This window comes from Candidatus Methylarchaceae archaeon HK02M2 (assembly GCA_024256165.1).
In the GTDB taxonomy this organism is placed as follows: domain Archaea; phylum Thermoproteota; class Nitrososphaeria; order Nitrososphaerales; family JACAEJ01; genus HK02M2.
This window is the reverse complement of record JAKLZG010000061.1, coordinates 1-16,442: the sequence shown is the minus strand read 5'-3', so window position 1 is coordinate 16,442 and position 16,442 is coordinate 1. Positions and strand designations below refer to the sequence as shown.

Below are 16,442 nucleotides of genomic sequence, written 5' to 3'. Positions count from 1 at the left end.
TTCCATTCCTCAATAATATCGTAAAGTTTGGGTACATCTGTCTGTATAATGGCTTTAATAGCTTCGGAGTCTTTTCTTAAAGCAACTTTATGCTCCTCATAATGGGTAAAGTCTGAAGAAGCTATTAACAAACAATTTTTTTCTTTTACACATTTTGCTATCGCTTTACCAACTTCCACTGCTGTTGTTATATCTTGAAGCATCATACTTATGGGCACAATCTTGAACTTAGTACCATATATATACTGGAGGAATGGTATCTGAACTTCTATAGAGTGCTCATGCATATGAGCAGATTCATCAAAATCTATAATACTAGAGGTTTCGACTAAACGCTTTACTAAATCAGTATCGACCTCGGCATTACCCAAAGGGGTCTCCCATGCCCCTTCTTTAACAGTTGCTACTCCACTGCCAATCCCATGGTGGTTGGGACCTGCTATCACTACTGATTGTATGTTCTTCAGAGAGGAACAAGCATAGTATCCATAGGCTGCTATAGGGCCTGAGTATATGTATCCTGCATGGGGTGAAACAAGAGCTACCTTTTGGTCGATTACCTTACTTGTTGGAGGTTCTTTCCCTGGACCTATTCTATACAGAAAAGACTCTTTAATGCTATCGCTTAGTTCATCTGGATTTGAAGGATAAAAAAGACCTGCTACAGCAGGATGCCTTAATCTCATTTCGTTCCCTCTTCGATAACTTTGGTCTCAAAGTCTTCTATTGAATATTCAAATTGCTTATCAGGTGATAAAGCTCCTGAGCTAATTAAAACTACTTTAGCTAATAACCAGAAGATTGCAGCTAGCGCCCTTCTACCTCTGTTGTTTCCAGGAATTATCAAATCTACATTAGAAGTAACATTATCGGTGTCGCATATCGCAATTACAGGCACACCTATGTTAGATGCCTCGTCTACTACTTGAGCATCTATTAATGGGTCTGTTACTATTGCTAATTCTGGATCGATATGCCCAAGAAAAAGTGGGTTCGTAAATGTACCAGGCATAAATCTTCCTACTATAGGAATTGCCCCAGTTAATGAGCAGAACATCGTGACAGGCGTCTTACCATACTCTCTTGTAGAACTTACAACGGCTCGTTTGATATCAGACCTTGCTATGAACTTTCCAGCTATATCAATTCTTGATAAAATTTTATTGAGATCTAAGATGTGTAGACCATCTGGTCTTGTTCTACCCACAAAATTCTCCATGTCTTTGGTTTTAACTACTGTTCCAACCCTAATACCAGTTGCTAGTAAAGCTCTCTCTGGTAATTGGTCGATTATTGGCTTTTCAGACGCGCCTCTTTCATCCTTTTCTTCAAAGTTCTTTTTATAGACCAAAAATCATACCTCCAAATTTGCCATATTGTATCCGCCTGTCTCTTCATCTATCCTTAATAGCTCATTAAGTTTTGATAAGCGTTCTCCCCCTACTACGCCACATTTAATCATCTTTGACCCAGTTGCTATTGCTATATGGGCTAAGTGATTATCAGGAGTATCGCCAGATCTATGGGAAGTTATTAATGCATAATTATGTTCCCATGCATTTGCGGCGAATTCCATAGCATCTCCTAAGGTTCCTACTTGATTTACCTTTAAAATGGCAGCATTGCCAGAACCGATTTTAACACCTTTTAATAAACGTGCAGTATTAGTTACGAAGATATCATCACCCACAATATAAACTCCACTTAGTTTCTTTGTCAATTCAGCAAATTCATCATAAGATTCCTCATGGAAAGGATCCTCCAAATAAAATAGGTCATACTTTTTTACCAAATCTATAATGAAATCTAACTGTTCACCTGATGATCGTTTAACTTTTGACCTATTGTAAATATACATCTTTTTTTCGTCATCCCAAAGCGAAGAAGAAGCAAAATCATTCCCTAACCTTATTTCTATTCCAAGAGCATCGGAAACAATCTTTACTGATGAAGATACTAAATCAAAGGCTTCTTCATCATTCATATTGGGGGCCCATCCACCCTCATCTCCTTTACCTCCAGTGAAATATGGATCCTTCCTCTCTATCTGCCTTCTCACTTCTTTGTGAACCAATATATTCGCCTTTACTGCCTCTTTTATGCTCTTTGCACCAATAGGACAGATTAGGAACTCTTGAATATCTGGAGCGCCACGACCAGCATGCGTCCCTCCACATAAAACATTACCCAAAGGATATGGCATAAAATAATTTCTTTTAAGTGATAATAATTTGTAAAGAGGCACTCCTTTGGCTTTTGCTGTAGCTTCTGCCGTTGCAACAGTTATTGCATACGCAGCCGCTCCTCCTATTCGACTGAAATTTTCTGTACCATCTATCTCCCTTAACTTATGACTCAATAATGGTATATCAGAAGAATTTAACCCTATCAGTTTCGGGGAGTATTTGGAGAGAAGTCTCAAGGTGGCTTCAACTCCATCAGGGTTGAAGTTAACAGCTTCACTCTTTCCAACACTTGCCCCCTTTGGAGCACAAACCCTTCCAATGGCTCCATCAACTTTTACATCGACCTCTATCGATTCATCTCCTCTACTGTCGTAGCAAATCCTTGCCTTAATAGACTCGATTAAAGAACTTCCCAATTCTCACACCTTAATATTATTCTAAATGAAATTCGGCACGCCTTTCAGCAAGAACTTCATAATAAGGCAAAACACGGTCTATTATATCTATATTTGATAAAAGCATCCTTCTACAACAGTATCTTTGTATTTTCATGCTATCCAAGACCTTGCCAGGTTCTTCTCCCTCTTTCACCCTCTTGGTGAATTCCTCGTATCTGTCTCCAATCAATGAACCACATGTAAAACATCGAATAGGGATCAACAAAGATGAAAACACCTCATTATCTTAAAGTAATTTTTAATAGTAAATATGTACTTGCTATTGAATTCATCTTCAACTATGATTAAATTCTTTTCTAAAGGCATCGATAAATAAATAAAATCTAATTACAGATTTAAACCTTTATCCATTAGCTATATAGACCTATTTTATCTCAATTATATTATATAATCATCGGTATGATTTCTGCTTTCTCTTTCTAGGACCCCGGCCTCCAAACTTTTTAGGCTCTGTACGCCTAGGGTCTCCGACTAAAAGATGTTTATTATATTCGAGTATACTTTGTTTTAATTCGGAGCTTTTGCTCCAATCTACGAGTGCTCGAGATATTGCAATAGCAGCCGCTTCTGATCTGCTCATGAAACCTCCACCCTTTACCTTAACATCTATGTCTACCTTATCGCGAAGATCTCCAACTAATAGTAATGGGGTGACTATTACATCCCTAGCTACTTTCGGTGTGATCAACTCTACAGGGACTTTATTTATCTTAATTTTTCCATTCCCCGCTTGAATATTAGCTGTAGCCTTTGCTGTCTTCCTTGAACCTGAATATAACTTTACATGTTTACTCAATCTATATCACTCTTCCAACCCAGCCTTGAAGCGACCTCTCCTAATGTCAAATAAAAAGATAAGGGTTTCGTAGCCAAACCTTTTTCGAATATGGTCTTTTCAATAGGCTTGTAATATTCTGGTGTATTGATATACACTCTTAACCTTTTCAAAGCCTCTAAACCTTTAGCTTTACGGTATGGTAACATCCCACGAATCATCTTTGTGAATATCGTATCGGGCCTCCTTGGATGGAGGGGGCCATGCTTAGGATTTATTACACTACCAATCTCCAATCTTTCTAAATATTCATTAATGATACTATACTTACTACCTGATAATAGGATTTTTTCGGCATTTATTACAACAATACGATTACCTTTCAGTAAGGATTTGGCTATATGAGAGGCTAGCCTTCCAGCGATGTGCCCTTGAGCATCAACAACTATCATTTTTCTCTCCTTATCATTAACCGCCAATCAGAATCCCCCTTTTACCTTCGGGGAAATTTTTTATGAACTCGACCAAACCTAAAGCATTGCCTCCTGCTTTTTGAATTTTCCAAAAAGCTTTTTCCGAAAAGCTATATGCTCCTACAGTTATTTTATGTGTAATTACACCGCCCCCAAGAACCTTCCCTGGAACTAGCACCAGATCCCCCTCTTTCGTAAGTTTAGAAATCTTTCCTATATTTACAGACGGCCTCATTGAACTCGACTTCGATAAATACTTCAAAGTAGCGTACCAAATAGGAGCTTGACTCTTCTTATATGCTTGCCTTAAATGATATTTTACATTATCTAAAACAATATTATCGATTCTACTCAAATTACTTCACACTCTTTGACTTCTCATTAAACTCTACAAGTTTTTTGTATAAGATTTCAATAGACTTTGTTAAAATTTCGCTCGCTGATAATGAACCTGAGGACTCTAGATATAAAATGTATGAGCCTTCTTCTTCAGAGATTGGCTTTAAGATGGAGACCGTTGCAGGTTGCCACTTTGCATGTTCCTTTCCTTTTCCTAATCTAGCATATGCTTCAAGTTTTATTGCTTGCCTAGGAGCAAGCTTTACTATAGGTATGAAATCACTGATGGGCTTTATGTATTCGTCTTCAGACCTTAAATCACCAGAATGTACAACTCTTGTTGTATTGCCCGCTTCTACATCTAAAACAAGAAGTACTCTGCATTTGGGGCAACCAAGAGCACTTTGACAATCACAATCTTCGGGTAGAAAGTATCTTGCTAAGTCAGTCTTAAGAGGAATCAAACCAAGTCTATGAGCTATGAGTTCATCATACATCACAGAAGAGTTCTCGAGTACGACAACTTCATCGATAGCCATTGAAGGAACTTCGCAGATCGCAAAACGGCGTATCGCGTTCGCATAACTTCTATGAATGTCATTGAATATCACCTTGATCTTCTTTTCGTCATGCTCTAAAATTTGCAACTTAACCAAGAACTTCAAAACCTCTAATAGATCTCGCTTCGAAATACCATTCTTTACAGTTTAGTATCATATTTATATACATTTTAAGTTGGGATTTTGAAATACCCTTTTTACGCTCTTCGTCCTCTCCTACCACCAGGTTTCCTTGTTGTATCGTGGGGTATGGGTGTGCAATCTTCTATCCTTCCTATTTTAAAGCCAGAACGAGCTAAAGCTCTGATAGCAGCTTGAGCGCCCGGTCCTGGAGTTTTAGGACCCGTACCTCCCACTGCGCGGACCTTGATATGAATAGACGTGATACCCTTTGCTTTTGCTTTATCAGAGGCGGCAGCAGCAGACCTCATGGCTGCATAGGGGGAGGATTCAAGTCTTTGTGCTTTCACATGCATACCTCCTGAGCTGAAAGCTATAGTCTCAGCACCTGTTAAATCGGTTATGTGTACTATGGTATTATTATAAGAGCTATAGATGTGAGCTATGCCCCATATCTCTTTTATCTCTGTCATTTTCTCACTTATCTTTTATTGACATCTGCTTTCTTAAGGGGCTATCATCGCTTAATTTAATCCTTTCTTCTTCATCTTTTTTAACCATGTAACCTGGCCTTGTAACGATTCTATCATCTACAATTATGTGTCTATGGGTTATCATCTGACGAGCTTGGTAAGGACTTATAGCGATACCTTTCCTCCATACAATAGTTTGTAAGCGCCTCTCTAAGAGGCTTTCAAATGTCAAATCAAGGACATCATCGATGCTTAACTTTTGATTTATTATCCCCCTTCTGCTGAGAGATGATAAAAGTTCCTTCTCTTTTTTTATCCTTATCTCAGACGGCTCGGCTAAAAGATTCCTTGCTTGCTTTCTTATCTTTGAAAGTTCAGTATGTGCTTTCCATAATTCATGTTTGTTTCTTAACCCATACGTCCCAACGAGGAAAAGCTCTTGAGATAGTTGATCGCTACTCCAAGGCATCTTTGGAGTGGTATATTTTTTACGAGGTTTCTTAGGATCGCCCATACAATCACCATTACAATCTTCTTTTTCTTACGCCGATAGCTCTGCCTTTCCTTCCACAAGTTCTTGTACGTTGCCCTCTTACCTTTAAACCTAATGAGTGTCGTAAACCACGCCAACTCGAAAGTCCCCTCTCACGATCTATCTCAATCTTGATAACTAGGTCAAGGTCTGAAGCAATATAGTGAGAGTCGACGCCTGTTTCTGGATCTTTCTTGTGGTTTAACATGAAGTTTGGAATCCCTATCTTTGTCGGATCTTTAATATACTCTTGAATTTCTGAAATTTGTGCATCGTTAAGCATTCCTAATCTTGTTCTACTATCTATCTTGAGAACATTCACTATACTATTGGCTAAATTATACCCTATTCCTTTGATATCTGCTAAGCCAGCTGCTACAATCTTCGTCCCATCTAGGCTCCTCCCACTGATTCTAACTATGTGCTTAAATTCACTCATTCAATATTCACTATGCTCTTTATTCTATTATGCTTGTTAAATTACCCTTTATAAAATGTTTTCAGTCTGATTAGAGTATAAATATATTTAAATTATTTTTTATTATTTACATAAAAATAATATGACTATAAGAATAAATTGCTTTTTTCTTTTTCAAATATTCTGGTTTGTTCCTCAATGATCTCCATAGCATCATCGTAAATCATATCTTTTGTTTCTATTACATAACTTGAGAATCTTCCCATCCACATCACTCTTAATGCATCGAGAATTTCCACCTTATTCTTCTGTTCTATATTTTTATATATATTGAAGAGAGAATACACAATCTTTGTCCAAAGATTTGAGCTCATTAGTTCGCCTTTTTTTACTACACTCTCTACACTTTCAAATATTTTATTCTCCAAGTTATTCTTAAAAACCTCTTTATATTCTTTAAAACCATCTTTAAAGAGTTCTAAATTCCTCTCAAGATTTATTTTTACAGGAACAGGCATCTGTCCATAATATTTCCCTTGTCTTCTACTTCGGGGAATATGTGCGGTATTTGCCCCTTCTTTCCAATATTTCTCATAATAGATGGCTAGATCAAACATAGTGCCTACAACCTGTCTAAACATTAGTGTAAGATGCGCTCCAGGATCAATATAACTTGAGGTGGATGTATGAAGTTTAAGACCCAAAACGACTTCTTGAAGGTTAAACCTCTCGGCTGCAGCAACAGTCGTTAAAAAAATATCTATTCCAAAATCTTGAGGAAATAATGGGTGTTCAAGTAATCTCTCTATTAGAGGAAAAGACAATCCAAATTCACCGCCTATAGGTTGTCTTGTATAAATATTGTAAAGGGCTCGAGTAAAAGGATAGGCTAAGTTATTTGTTATTACACCATCATATTTGTCTCTAACATAGTAAGGTACTACTAAGTCTGCTATTCCGAACATAATGGGCTCGATAATAAGACTTACCCAATCAGGCTTTATGCTCAAGAGGTCTCCATCTATGAGAGCTACAGCCTTAGCTTGGGCTTGGTGAGCTACCTCCAATACAGTCCTTATTCCGTTTCCCTTGCCAGGACCGATTACTTGCTCAAGTACCATCTTATTAATTCTGGGTGGAAGACCGAAAAGTTTGGCCATTTCTGCAGTTCTATCACTGGAAAAGCCATTCGAAATTAAAACCAGATTGTTATGATGTGGAAAACGCTCGACCAAACCAATACTGACTACGTTAAGAACATGGACAATAGTTGTGTCTACATTTTTACTTTGTATTCCCACAATTATGTCTACTGGCTTTAACTCTTCGATTTTATCAAGTATTTCTTGTCTTAGATGAATCTCCATTTGATGTACACCCCTTCCATGATTTATATATAAATGTAAAAGAAGTTACAGAATTTCATCGATTTGTCTAATTCTTTTTTCCTTTATAAAATTTGGACAATAATTTAAGGAAAAATCTCACATTTTTATTTTTTCTAAGTCAAGCAAAGTAGCATCTTTTAATCTCTCACGTAATTTCGGCATAACAGAGAGAGCGCGTAACCAATCTGGAATCTGTCTTCTATATGGATCATAAAGATATTTTCCTCCAGCTTTTCTTATGACCTCAGCGAAGTTGTCTACCATTGAATCTTCTAAATTTCTGTCATATTTCAATGCATTAAACATCGCATCAGCATAATATTGCTTGATTTTGTCTTGAGCTATCCGTCGGTAGGTCACTAGGAGACTTCTTAACATCGTCTTAGATATTTGTAAACCATGTTCTTCAGTCGAAACACGAAGTAATGTATTCAATATATCCCCACTCATCTTCTCTAATATATTCGATTCATGATGTTTATGCTGATATATGCCTAAGTCTACTTGGCAAATCCTTTTTATCGCTACATTTCGAAGCACTTCTGAAAGCAGTCCGATTTCTAATCCCCAATCACCTTGTATCCGTACGTTTAGAGCAAGGTTACTTGTCATTGCCATCTCACCTGAAAGAGCATATCTGAAGGATCTAAAATAGCGTATGAGACTTACTTGATATCTATGGATACTAACTACCTCTGCAAACGATTCTATCAATGGACGTAGAAAAAGACGGAAGACCCGACCATACATAACTCTCTCATTTAATGTATCTATTCTCGCGTAAAACCCTTTACTAAAGAAAAAATCAAGCTTAGGTTCGAGTATCGGAAAGAGCAACTTCATAGGTATGTCAGGTTGATAATTAACTATATCGGCATCATGTAGAATAATTGCGTAAGAATCTAGGCTTGCTATACCTAGAGCAATCCACACATCCCTACCCTTTCCAGTGAACGAAGTTATGTCCATTCCTTTATCTTTGAGATCGAGGAGTATCTCCCACACATTCGGACCATTACACCAAACTATGATCTTAGGTAGGTTTAGACGTTTAAAGTATTGAACTACATTTTGGTATTTTTCAAAATCTTTTGCATGAAGAGCTATTACAACTTTTTTGATATATTCAGCTTTATTAAGACAATCAACAATATTCGATAATGCAGGCTTCTGTATCTCTTGGTATAACATCGGAAGCACTAGAGAAACAGGGCGTTCTATGATATTTTCCATTAAACTTTTCTTTAATTCATCTCGATTGAGAGATATGTCATGTAAAGTTGTAATCAATTCCTGAGAAAAATCCAACGATCGATTCCTCCGAATATTATATTTAATCTCTTACTTAAATGGCGTTATTGGATATCTTATTAAAATAGCTTTTCTATAGAGTCTACCTTGCCATTCCCATCAAGATCAAATCCACGAATTACTGTTGCCCATGTTCTCTCACCATGGTAGTTTTTTAATACTTCTTTACTGAAGTTCGTTATAGCAATTACAGAAGACTTCGTTCCAATGTATCTTAACCCAGCTAGAACAATCAAGCTCTTTTTCTCATCATATGGATTAGGTATCTTCGCTATTAGTCCGTCACGGTCACTATTGTAAGTTCTTCCTTGAGAATCCGTCAATCCAGCCCAGTAATTTTGTTCGTTAAACCTTATTGGAAGATATTTGTTGATATCTGCGGTGATTAGATTCGTTCCAGGTCCTCCAATCAAAATAAGATTATTTTTTTCCTCCTTTTCTGCTATAACATCAGCATCGAGCTTGACGATGAAACGGTTTGGCATCTTACTGAATTGACCAAGGAAGAAAGCTAACTGAACTGCATAATGTCCATCCCTCGAAGATGCTTTATATGGACCATGAGGCTCAGGAGATCCAACAATTATGCTTCCTTTAAAGATACCAGAAGTTAAAAATTCATAAAAGAAGGAAGCTATTTCTTCGTCCATATATACCGAGTTTGGAGTATTTAGGCTCCTCTCACCGAAGGGTAGTTCGACGCCAAAAGCAGGATAGGAGACTTTATAATATCTTGCTAATGCACCTTTTATAAACTTCTCCTTTTCAACAGATAAAAATCCTAGCTTTCGCAATTGCCTTATGTGGTAGTAGACCTTTTGTTCATGTATCTTGAGAAACCTAGATATCTCGGCAGGATACATAGGTTTTTCAACTAATAAATTTAGAATCTTCCAAGCAAGTGGATTAAGGATTGGTCTTAGTAAAGTTGGTTTCTCGAAGATCAAAATACTCTTTTTCGAGGACTTGTCGTTATCTCTGATTGTTATAAGTTCCTTTTCCATAGTCCGAATTAAGAAAGACTATTATAAATATATTTATAGAGGTTTAAGAAACAAGTTTTAGTCCAAAGGGCAAATATTAATGATCCATTTAAAGCCAGATTATAACATTAAGATATCAAAACGCTATGGAATTTTTAAACTAATTTTTCATATGTTATACGGTTCAGATGTGCGGGATCATCGGATACATCGGTAATAGAGAAGCGCGACATATCCTGTTAAATGGGCTAAAAAAGCTTGAATACAGAGGATATGATTCTTGGGGCTTAGCCACAATTCAGGAAAACATTATTATGAAAAAAAGTATAGGAAAGATAAGTGAAAATCAAATATATTCTTCAGAATTGAAAGGGAAAATAGGTATTGCTCATACTAGATGGGCTACTCACGGCGGAATCACAGAAGAGAATACTCATCCACATACTTCATGTAACGGTGAGATAGCAATAGTTCACAACGGTATAATAGATAACTATGAAGAACTTAAGCGATTGTTATCTGATGAAGGTCATAAATTTACAAGCCAGACTGATAGTGAAGTTATTGCACATCTTCTTGAGAAATACTACAAGAATTTTAAGAATATAAAAAAGGCTCTACTATCAACCATTAAAAAGATAAAAGGAACTTTTTCTTTTCTAGCAATCTTTAGTAATGATCCTAATCTGATTGTAGGTGTGAGAAAAGACTCTCCCCTTGTATTAGGTGTAGGAGAAGACGGATTATTCCTAGCCAGCGACGTACTTCCTTTAATTCAATATACCGATAAGGTAGTTTTCTTAGACAACTCAGAGATTGTAATTGTTGCTGAGAACTTTCTTAAAATCTTCGATTTTAAAGGAAAAGAAGTTAAAAAAAGTTTAACTCAAGTTGCATGGGAAGTTGGAGATACATCGAAGAAGGAGTTTACCCATTATACACTTAAAGAGATATATGAGCAATCTGGCATTATAAAGAATCTGATAATTCAAGATCAGACGAAATTAAAGCATTTCTGCAAAAATATAAAAGAAGCAAAAAAGCTGTTCATCACAGCTGCTGGTACTAGTTATCATGCAGCTCTCTTGGCAAGGTATTTTTTCTCTAAAATTTCAAAGATTTATTGTGAAGCTATTTTAGCGAGTGAGTTTAGCCAGATAATCGATTGGGTAGACGAAGACACAGTAATCCTAGCAATCTCTCAAAGTGGTGAGACTGCTGATGTTCTCCATACAATTAGAGAAGCGAAACAAAATGGAGCAAAAATCCTCTCTATAGTGAATGTAATGGGATCAACACTAGATAGAGAAAGCAATCTCTCACTTTATTTAAACTGTGGACCAGAAATTGGTGTTGCAGCAACTAAGAGCTTTATGGCCCAAATTGTTCTAATCTATCTCTTGACTAATATTGCGGCTTATAAAATCATTCCGAGGAAGAAGTTAAAAAATCTTGAGAAATATATTGAAACAATTCTAAAAGTTGAAGATACGGTGAAAGAGATAGCTGAGAAGTATAAAGATAGTAATGACTTTTTCTTTATAGGCAGATCAATACACTATCCGATTGCCTTAGAGGGCGCTTTAAAGCTCAAAGAACTCTCTTATATTCATGCTGAAGGTATGGCTGCTGGAGAGTTGAAACACGGTACACTTGCCTTAATAGATGTTAAAACTCCTGTTGTAGTACTAAATCCAAAAGATGATACTTATCATGAAACCCTTAGCAATGTTCTGGAAATGAAGGTAAGAGGGGCGAAAATAATAGGAATCTCAAATATAAAGAATGAAGCTTACGATGATTTTATCCCCTCTCCTAAAATTGAAAAATTATTTTACCCAATGATAGAAGTCATTCCCCTTCAGATGCTGGCATATCATATGGCCATCTGTAGGGGAACAGATGTAGATAAACCGAGGAATCTGGCAAAATCTGTTACTGTAAAATAATAATGAATCTTTTAATGTTAACCATGCACCTTCTTCTAGTCAGGAACTCGAAGGAGTTATTTAGAAAAATTGTTATATTATTTGAATCTCCTTTAACTGTGTTTACGAAAACAAGCTGAGAAAGCTAGATAGATGTCGATTAAGGTAAAAAATAAGGGGCAGGAGTTCCATCAAATAGGGTGGGAGATCGTGTCAGGCATCAATTCTTCATCATCTGAAATTGGATTAGTGGACATAATCTTTGAAGAGATACAAAATGCTAAAAAAGTAATATCTAATGTAGTCCATACTACAAATTTAATTCGCTCTCGGACTTTTTCTTATTACACAAAAGGAGAAGTATTTCTTAAACTGGAGAACTTACAAAAAACTGGCTCCTTTAAGTTAAGGGGCGCCTATTATAAAATCAAAAAACTTCTTGATGAAGCTAAGAAGAATGGAACTATTCAAGAATTCATGGACAAGGGAGTAATAGCTGCTTCTGCAGGTAATCACGCACAGGGAGTAGCATTCGCTGCAATGTTGTCTAGCGTTAAAAGTAAGATAGTGATGCCTGTATGGGTAACATCAAGTAAATACTTAGCAACTAAAGAATACAAAGGGGAAGTTATCTTAGAGGATATGAATGGGCCCATAGAGAATATGAATGTAGCTATTAAAGAAGCGCAAAGGATTTCTGAGGTTGATGGCGCAGTGTATATTCACCCATACAACGACAAGGATGTAATAGCCGGTCAGGGTACACTCGGGTTGGAGATAGTTTGTCAATTGAAGGAGCTTGGAATACGACCAGATATAATAGTAGTACCAGTTGGAGGAGGAGGACTTATTTCGGGGATTTCTATAGTTCTCAAGAAGACACTAGGAGACTCTGTTAAAATTATTGGCGTCGAGTCTGATCAATTTCCTTGCATGTTAAAAGCTAGAGAATCTAAAATTACTTCAGAACTGATAAGAGCAGGAGTCAAATTTCCAATGGCGAGAGGCGCAACTATAGCCGATGGTATAGCTGTTGAGTCACCAGGAGATTTAACAAATGAAATAGTAAATGAAAAACGTCTCGTAGATGACCTTGTAGTAGTAAGCGACGACGAGATAGCTCTAGCAATGTTTCGCCTTCTGGAACGTTCGAAAACTCTAGTAGAGGGAGCAGGTGCAGCTTCTCTGGCAGCTATATTATCAGAAAAGATAGACGTAAAGGGGAAAAATGTAGTTGCTGTAATTAGTGGTGGAAATGTTGACCCTATTGTTCTTCCAAGGATAATTAGAAGAGAACTTATTCGTGAAGGGAGACTAATGCGTATAAATGGTAGAATTTATGATGTACCAGGAGATCTTAACCGTGTTGTATCTGTCGTAGCCTCCCATGGGACCAATATAGTTGATATACAATGTAAGAGGTATGACCCAAAAATAGCTCCCAAACATGTAGAAGTTGAAATTACTTTAGAAATATTAGAGAAAAAAGTCCTTGAAAATATTTTACAAGAATTAAGTGATAGACTAAAATACGATTTCAGAAGAATATGAGGTTCTAATAATAATCATTGTTCATTATTTTGTATTTATTGTTATATTTTTCTAAATTATTTACTCATATAATTTTTTATACGATGTATCTTTTCTTCCATTGTTCTTGGCTTATCTCTTCTATCATCTATTCGAAGATTGGATTCGATCCTTTTTACTCCCTTTTTGAAAAGAGCTTCATGAGCTAATTTTACAGCTTCTAAGATTGTTTCTATTTTCTCGGCTTCAAGTATTGTTCCCATAGGAGTTACTTTGTATCTTATGCCCTTTACTTCCTTTATGGCATTTATGGCTTCAGCTATCTGCTTACCTACACTTGTAACTCCTAATCCTAGGGGAATTATACTGAAATCTGCAATTACAACAATTTTTAGCGAACTCATAATATTATAATAAATAGTATAAATTGAAAAACATTATTATTGAAGTATCGTTTTTAACAATCCTGTTTTAAGTGAACTAATCATTATTCAGAGATCTTTAGTTCGGTTTCCAACTACCTTTGTTATATTCTTCAAGAACCCGCTGATAAATTTTTTTTGTATGCCTTGCTATACTTTTCCATGAAAATTTCTCGTATACAGTATTAAGACCGTTATGCCCCATTCTACTTCTTTCCTTAGGGTGATTTAGGAGATAATCAATTGCTTTTTCTAAGTCTATAGAACTGCTAGGAGACACTTTAAGTCCATTGAAACCGTGTACTATGATATCTGAAAGACCCCCTGTATCCGAAGCTATCACCGTCTTCCCAGCAGACATGGCTTCTAGTGCAACTATGCCGAAAGGCTCGTAAAGGCTAGGAAAAACAGCTATATCACAGATATTATAAAGAACCTTAACTTCTTCGTCTGTAAGGAAACCTGGAAAGTAGAACTTATTACCGAGACCAATTTTTTCTATAGAATTGGTTAGATTTGCTCTTAATGGCCCTTCTCCCACAAGGATGAATTTTACATCCCATCTTCTTGATAGCAGTTGGCGAGCAGATTCTACTAAGATATGTACGCCTTTTTCAAAAACCATTCTCCCAACATATAAAACAATATTTTCCCAAGGTTCTGCATATCGACTTCTTGCTTCAATTATATTCGCCTTTTGATCTAAACTTACAGGATTCACACCATTTGGTATAACTGATAACTTATTTAATGGAACATTAAAAGCAGCAATAACTTCCTTCTTCATATATTCACTACAGACGATTGTCTTCCAAGCTTCGAATACCTCCTTCCACTCTATTTCATGAATATGCTTCTGGAAGTCATTGTGTATACCAGTGCGCCTACCATATTCAGTTGAGTGAATCGTAACTACAAGAGGTTTTCTAAAGATATGCTTTAGGGTTAAACCAATAGGTGCTGTAAGCCAATCGTGAACATGTATTATATCGTAGTCATTCCTTAATTCTGTTAAAATTTTTTCTAACATCCAGCAATTAAACTGATACACCCAAGTAATAAAGTCCGGAGATGGGAAACGGTAGCTCAAACACCTAACGATTGTATTTTTCCCTTGCTTCTCAAACATGGGTGCTAAAGGGTGGTCTAATGAAACTATGGTGATTTCAACACCTATGTTCCCAAGCTCTTTAGAAAGCCAAAATACATGACGAGCTAGACCTCCTACAATCCTAGGAGGATACTCCCATGAGATCATCAGCACCTTCACTTCTCTAAAACCTCTTTGTATATATCTACAATACCATCCCACTCTGGTGTAACGTATATCTTCTCCCAAGGTATTCCATACGCTTCAAAAATATATTTACGCATTACTTTATCGTGTAAGATTAAGGCATCTGCCTGATTACATAAATAGCGCTCAAAACCTTCTATTGATAGAGAAATGAGATTTTTATCATTATTTTTTGCCCCTAATCTATAAAATGTAAGTACAAAAGGCTTAATATAAGCCAATTTTGCTATGATGGAAGGTATGCCTGACATCCAATCATGTGCATGTATAATGTCGAAATCAAATACTTCATATTTAATCCTTGATATGGCCCTTGCATAATCTCCCAAGCTAGAAAATACCGATGTGATAATGTGCAAATTGGTTTTAATATCAGTCACTAAACCTTGATGAATTTTATTCTCTCTATGATTGATGTACTCGACATCAGCAGTATGAAGGATATATACTTTACAATTATTAGGAAGTTTGCTTATAAGATTCTCGATATGAGATTTTATATATTCATCATACTCCCATGAGAGTATCAATACCTTCATCAAAATACACTCATCAATATCTCAAGTGTAATTTGTTAGTATACGCAGAGTCCCACTATAATTCAGATAGTACTTTTCATCGATTTCGGAGATAAGACCTTCTCCTGATAACGACTTAAGAACTATTAGGATTGAACTCCTATCTACGCTCATAAACTCGACTAGCTTTTCAACGGTTATTGCACTTTTTTCGTTCACAGCAGCTAAATTATGGAGAGTAACAAGAACTCTGAAACTCTTATCTTCATGTTGCTCCAAAAGTGTCACTTATCAACTTTTATCATCTAAGAGCTTTATTTAAACTACACTATTAATAAAAATGACATTCTATTTGAATTGTTTTATTTACTTTCTGAGGATATTATTTTGCTACTATTTTTATTGATAACTTCCTTCTTGCTTTTCAGAAGTTCCAATAGATTTTTCACAATAATTTTTGAATCTTCTCCTGCTATTTGATCAACTTCTTCAGCGAATTCATTCCATAATAAAATCTCTTTAATCCATCTTTGAAGATCGCCCCTTTTTATATGGCTAGAAATAATTTCTGGCGAAAGATTTCTTAAGGAATCAGAGAGTTGCTTTAATCCATCAATAGAGATCATTTCCTTCCCTTTACTATTATATATCCGAAACGCAAGCGCTCTTGGACATTTAATCTTCCAAGCATTCAAATTTATACATTCTAAGTATTCATTTATTACTGCATA

General features: G+C 36.2%; 21 protein-coding genes. 2 read left to right on the top strand and 19 right to left on the bottom strand.

The genetic code is table 11. The features are described from left to right. From amrB to L6N96_04900, 14 genes are all read right to left on the bottom strand, one after another. Positions 1-686 (bottom strand): AmmeMemoRadiSam system protein B (gene amrB / locus L6N96_04965; GenBank protein ID MCP8323509.1); only part of this gene is annotated, 686 nt, incomplete at its 3' end. Continuing rightward, complete coding sequence (gene rpsB / locus L6N96_04960) at positions 683-1,351, bottom strand: 30S ribosomal protein S2 (protein ID MCP8323508.1); 669 nt, start codon at positions 1,349-1,351, stop codon at positions 683-685. The genes amrB and rpsB, both read right to left, overlap by 4 nt. 3 nt (positions 1,352-1,354) lie before the next feature. Next, positions 1,355-2,602: an enolase gene (locus L6N96_04955; GenBank protein MCP8323507.1), complete on the bottom strand. Its 1,248-nt coding sequence runs from the start codon at positions 2,600-2,602 to the stop codon at positions 1,355-1,357. A 16-nt stretch (positions 2,603-2,618) separates the two neighbouring features. Beyond that, positions 2,619-2,849 (bottom strand): DNA-directed RNA polymerase subunit N, encoded by a 231-nt coding sequence (locus L6N96_04950; protein MCP8323506.1) that lies wholly within the window; start codon positions 2,847-2,849, stop codon positions 2,619-2,621. A 186-nt stretch (positions 2,850-3,035) separates the two neighbouring features. Then, positions 3,036-3,440 carry a 30S ribosomal protein S9 gene (locus L6N96_04945; protein ID MCP8323505.1) on the bottom strand — a complete coding sequence of 135 codons (405 nt, stop codon included), beginning with the start codon at positions 3,438-3,440 and terminating at the stop codon, positions 3,036-3,038. After that, positions 3,437-3,898 (bottom strand): 50S ribosomal protein L13, encoded by a 462-nt coding sequence (locus tag L6N96_04940; protein MCP8323504.1) that lies wholly within the window; start codon positions 3,896-3,898, stop codon positions 3,437-3,439. Before L6N96_04940 ends, L6N96_04945 begins: the two co-directional genes overlap by 4 nt. Next, positions 3,888-4,247: a 50S ribosomal protein L18e gene (locus L6N96_04935; GenBank protein MCP8323503.1), complete on the bottom strand. Its 360-nt coding sequence runs from the start codon at positions 4,245-4,247 to the stop codon at positions 3,888-3,890. The genes L6N96_04940 and L6N96_04935 overlap by 11 nt, the downstream gene beginning before the upstream one ends. Before the next feature lies 1 nt (position 4,248). Then, a complete protein-coding gene (locus L6N96_04930) occupies positions 4,249-4,887 on the bottom strand; it encodes a DNA-directed RNA polymerase subunit D (protein MCP8323502.1) in 639 nt (212 codons plus the stop codon). A 101-nt stretch (positions 4,888-4,988) separates the two neighbouring features. Continuing rightward, positions 4,989-5,384, bottom strand: a complete 396-nt coding sequence (locus L6N96_04925; protein MCP8323501.1) for a 30S ribosomal protein S11 — start codon at positions 5,382-5,384, stop codon at positions 4,989-4,991. 4 nt (positions 5,385-5,388) lie between these two features. Then, the gene (locus tag L6N96_04920) at positions 5,389-5,898 is read right to left on the bottom strand and encodes a 30S ribosomal protein S4 (GenBank protein MCP8323500.1); all 510 of its coding nucleotides are present in this window, start codon (positions 5,896-5,898) and stop codon (positions 5,389-5,391) included. 10 nt (positions 5,899-5,908) lie between these two features. Beyond that, positions 5,909-6,355, bottom strand: a complete 447-nt coding sequence (locus L6N96_04915) for a 30S ribosomal protein S13 (GenBank protein MCP8323499.1) — start codon at positions 6,353-6,355, stop codon at positions 5,909-5,911. Between the two features lie 125 nt (positions 6,356-6,480). Beyond that, the gene (locus tag L6N96_04910; protein ID MCP8323498.1) at positions 6,481-7,701 is read right to left on the bottom strand and encodes a hypothetical protein; all 1,221 of its coding nucleotides are present in this window, start codon (positions 7,699-7,701) and stop codon (positions 6,481-6,483) included. Positions 7,702-7,818: 117 nt separating this feature from the next. After that, complete coding sequence (locus L6N96_04905) at positions 7,819-9,030, bottom strand: hypothetical protein (GenBank protein ID MCP8323497.1); 1,212 nt, start codon at positions 9,028-9,030, stop codon at positions 7,819-7,821. A 62-nt stretch (positions 9,031-9,092) separates the two neighbouring features. Further along, on the bottom strand, positions 9,093-9,980 hold the full coding sequence (locus L6N96_04900; GenBank protein MCP8323496.1) for a helix-turn-helix domain-containing protein: 888 nt from the start codon (positions 9,978-9,980) through the stop codon (positions 9,093-9,095). A 224-nt stretch (positions 9,981-10,204) separates the two neighbouring features. On the opposite strand from L6N96_04900, the gene glmS reads away from it, so the two are divergent. Both glmS and ilvA read left to right on the top strand, forming a co-directional pair. Then, entirely contained in the window at positions 10,205-11,965 is a 1,761-nt protein-coding gene (glmS, locus tag L6N96_04895) for a glutamine--fructose-6-phosphate transaminase (isomerizing) (protein MCP8323495.1), read from the top strand. A 132-nt stretch (positions 11,966-12,097) separates the two neighbouring features. Further along, positions 12,098-13,495, top strand: a complete 1,398-nt coding sequence (gene ilvA / locus L6N96_04890) for a threonine ammonia-lyase (protein ID MCP8323494.1) — start codon at positions 12,098-12,100, stop codon at positions 13,493-13,495. Between the two features lie 56 nt (positions 13,496-13,551). Here ilvA and L6N96_04885 read toward each other — a convergent pair whose 3' ends face one another. The 5 genes from L6N96_04885 to L6N96_04865 all read right to left on the bottom strand — a co-directional run. After that, positions 13,552-13,878 (bottom strand): MTH1187 family thiamine-binding protein, encoded by a 327-nt coding sequence (locus L6N96_04885; GenBank protein ID MCP8323493.1) that lies wholly within the window; start codon positions 13,876-13,878, stop codon positions 13,552-13,554. 97 nt (positions 13,879-13,975) lie between these two features. Then, a complete protein-coding gene (locus L6N96_04880; protein ID MCP8323492.1) occupies positions 13,976-15,166 on the bottom strand; it encodes a glycosyltransferase family 4 protein in 1,191 nt (396 codons plus the stop codon). Then, complete coding sequence (locus L6N96_04875; protein MCP8323491.1) at positions 15,163-15,732, bottom strand: glycosyltransferase family 4 protein; 570 nt, start codon at positions 15,730-15,732, stop codon at positions 15,163-15,165. Before L6N96_04875 ends, L6N96_04880 begins: the two co-directional genes overlap by 4 nt. 21 nt (positions 15,733-15,753) lie before the next feature. Continuing rightward, complete coding sequence (locus L6N96_04870; GenBank protein MCP8323490.1) at positions 15,754-15,990, bottom strand: hypothetical protein; 237 nt, start codon at positions 15,988-15,990, stop codon at positions 15,754-15,756. 83 nt (positions 15,991-16,073) lie between these two features. Continuing rightward, on the bottom strand, positions 16,074-16,442 hold a 369-nt coding region (locus L6N96_04865), incomplete at its 5' end, for a hypothetical protein (protein MCP8323489.1).